The organism is Agrobacterium sp. (assembly GCF_032092815.1).
Lineage (GTDB): Bacteria > Pseudomonadota > Alphaproteobacteria > Rhizobiales > Rhizobiaceae > Agrobacterium.
In genome coordinates this window covers 19,457-22,653 of the sequence record NZ_DAMDBP010000044.1, presented here as the reverse complement: position 1 = coordinate 22,653, position 3,197 = coordinate 19,457, and the positions used below count along the sequence as shown (strand labels likewise).

Here is a 3,197-nt window from a genome sequence, read left to right as displayed (position 1 = left end):
CGCCATCTCGCCCACAGCGACCACAGCCCAACACCCAGCATCAACACGCCAAGCCCCACCATGACGCGGAAAGCCATGAACGGGATCAGGGCCGGTGGCCGCGCATCTGGTGCCCATTCTTTCAGGCCCTTGATTTCGCCCTCGAGATCATGGGTCAGGATCAGCGAACCGAGCTTTGGAATTTCCAAGGCATAACGGGTCACTTCGGCCTTATCATCGGGAATACCGAACAGAATGAGCGGCGCACCTTTATGCGTTTCATAATGGCCTTCCATCGCAGCGATCTTGGCGGGCTGGTGTTCCAGCGTATTGATGCCGTGCAGGTCACCGACAAAAATCTGCACCGGTGTCAGAACCGCTGCCATCCACATGGCCATGGAAAACATCACCCGCGCCTGTTTGTTGGTGCGGTCCCGCAGCAGATGAAAGGCCCCGACAGCCCCGACACCAAAGGCGGTGGTCAGGAATGCGGCCAGCACCGTATGCGTCAGCCGATATGGGAAGGATGGATTAAAAATGATCTTCCACCAATCCTCAGGCAAAAACTGGCCGTTTTCACCGATGATGTGGCCTTGCGGCGTCTGCATCCAGCTATTGGCAGACAGGATCCAGGTGGCAGAGATCAAGGTGCCGACAGCGACCATGGCGACGGCAAACATATGCAACCGGTCGCCCACCCGTTTGCGCCCGAACAGCGCAATGCCGAGAAAACCTGCCTCCAGGAAAAAGGCGGTCAGCACCTCATAACCCATCAGCGGGCCAATGACCGGACCAGCCTTGTCGGAGAACACCGCCCAGTTGGTGCCAAACTGGTAGCTCATCACAATACCAGACACCACGCCCATGCCGAAGGTAATGGCAAAGATCGGCTTCCAGTATTCAAACAGCTTGAGATAAACGGGATCGCGCTTCCACAGCCACAGCGCATTCAGAATTGCGAGATAACTGGCCGTGCCAATGGAAAACGCCGGAAAGATGAAATGGAATGACACGGTAAAGGCAAACTGTATTCGTGCCAGAAGCTCGGCGCTGAAACCTTCAAACACTTTGATCTCCATCAATGAATGACATCAATGGCAGGTGTATTCCAAACTCTGGAAGCGCGCGCTGTGATCAATTACCGCGCGGTAATCTGGCGCGCGTGGCATTGTGACGCTGCATTTTGTGGCTTGTCCGCCTGCAAACTCCCCACACAATTGAGCTTATCAGACTGGTGCTGATTACAGAACCGTGCCCTTGTCAGGCGCGAGAGCTTTGCACGTCAACAGATTCAACTGAGCGCGAACAGCCAGCACCAAACACAACCATTGCAAACAACACACCCAAACAAGCAACCAAAAGGTGGTGTATTGCGTCCTAGCGTTGCTTGATTGCGACAAACTTGTGTCAAAATATCATATTTATTGCAGCCAATTCTTGACTCTTATTATCAGATTTTACTATCCCACCTCCAACGCGCCATAGCGCAGAATTTTCTGGAGGTTTTTCAAACATGTATCCGATCTTGAAAACGTCACGAAACGTGGCGAAGGCTTCCGTGTGCCTGCTTGTTACCATGGGTGGCATCGTGTCCATTTCGCCTGTTATGGCGCAGGAAACCACCATTGCACCAGCCAACGCGACGGTTCTTGATAACATCATAGTCAAGCTGCCCAACTGGCTGCGCTTCGGTGGCAAAGGCAAATCGGATACGGGCACGACGACGCTTGAAGGTGCACTGATCACCAACAAGACAAGCGGTCTCGGTGACGCAAACTCGATCCTGCGCAACCTGCCAAACGTTCAGTATCAGAACGATTCCGACAATGATGCCGGTGTCGATGGTCAGGACATGATCAACCTTCGTCCGCAGGAACTGTCGATCTCTGGCGCCAAGGTTTATGAAAACAACTTCATTCTCAACGGCATTGGCATCAACAACGTCACGGGGTCGCAGGAGTCATTCGTTAGTGATCTCCCAAGCTATGAAACAAAACCCAATATTTATGCGATATTTGGGCTTCACTCCCAGACAATGTTTGTTCCATCGGACTTCCTGGATGAGGTGAACGTCCTCGATAGTAACGTCTCGGCCCGGTACGGCCAGTTTCAGGGTGGCGTGGTTGAATATTCATTGGCAAAACCCAAAACCGACAAGGTCACCGGTTCGGTCAGCTACGGTTTTGAAAGCGACAAGACAACCAGTTACGTGTTGGGAACAAAAGACGGGCTCAATCTACAAAACAACCCGCCACCGGACTTTTACCGTTACAAAACATCTGCCAGCGTCAATGTGCCTATCACCGACTATTGGGCGGTGATTGGTCAATACAGCCGCTCTTCTGCCGATACCAGCAAAGCCAAGGATTACCGCTTGTATGGTAACACTGCGGATGACGTATCAGAAAACAACTTTTACCGCCTTGCCAGCCGTCACGACACCGACCTTGGCGTGTTCACACTGGATGGCTCCTACACGGACTACGATCAGGAGTGGGATGCCTTTTTCTATCGTGACGCGCAAATCTATGCGCAGACCAAAAGCTTTACCACGCAATTGCGCTGGGAAAATGATCTCGACACTATCGTATACGAACCACTGGGTATCGATAACGTCAAGATTGACGCAAAGGGGTATTTCAACAAATCCCGCACCATAAATGATGGTGGCGACAATGAGTTTTACGTTCGCACCGTCTGGGCGAGATCGAGTATCAATAACAACGATTCCACGACATGGTTTAATTCGACAGATGCCGACCTGCTGTCATGGTGCCAAACACCATTGGCCGCCGAGTTAACAGGCACATCCGAGGTTTGTCATGAAGGTGGTTTCGGCAACAAGTCACAGGGACAGGAAGAAAAAGGCTTCAAGGCTGACATCGACGGTGATTTTCTGGCCGGCACGTTCTCGACAGGGTTTGATTACCGCAGAATAGACGCCTACCGGAAAGCAGAGGAATACACACAATATTCGTCAAACTACACGCTGCTCAATCTTGCGGCACCCAATACAGCCTTCACATGCCCGGCAGGTGATACGGCCTGCACATATGAGCAATATACACGGATCAAAACCGTGACGCCTGCCTATCACAAAAAGGCATCCATCAACGCGTTTGATGGCTATGCGGAAGTCGATCAGACATGGGACTGGCTGAATTTACGGGCCGGTGTGCATGTCAGCTATGAAGACTACTTCGGCAATCTGAACTTTG

At 51.9% G+C, this 3,197-nt stretch carries 1 protein-coding gene and 1 pseudogene; one reads left to right on the top strand and one right to left on the bottom strand.

The genetic code is table 11. The features are described from left to right. Positions 1–1,058, bottom strand: a pseudogene (locus RT613_RS19840) (cytochrome ubiquinol oxidase subunit I); the annotation flags it as partial. A gap of 464 nt (positions 1,059–1,522) precedes the next feature. On the opposite strand from RT613_RS19840, the gene RT613_RS19835 reads away from it, so the two are divergent. Beyond that, a partial coding sequence (locus RT613_RS19835; RefSeq protein WP_313618107.1) for a TonB-dependent receptor plug domain-containing protein occupies positions 1,523–3,197 on the top strand: 1,675 nt, incomplete at its 3' end.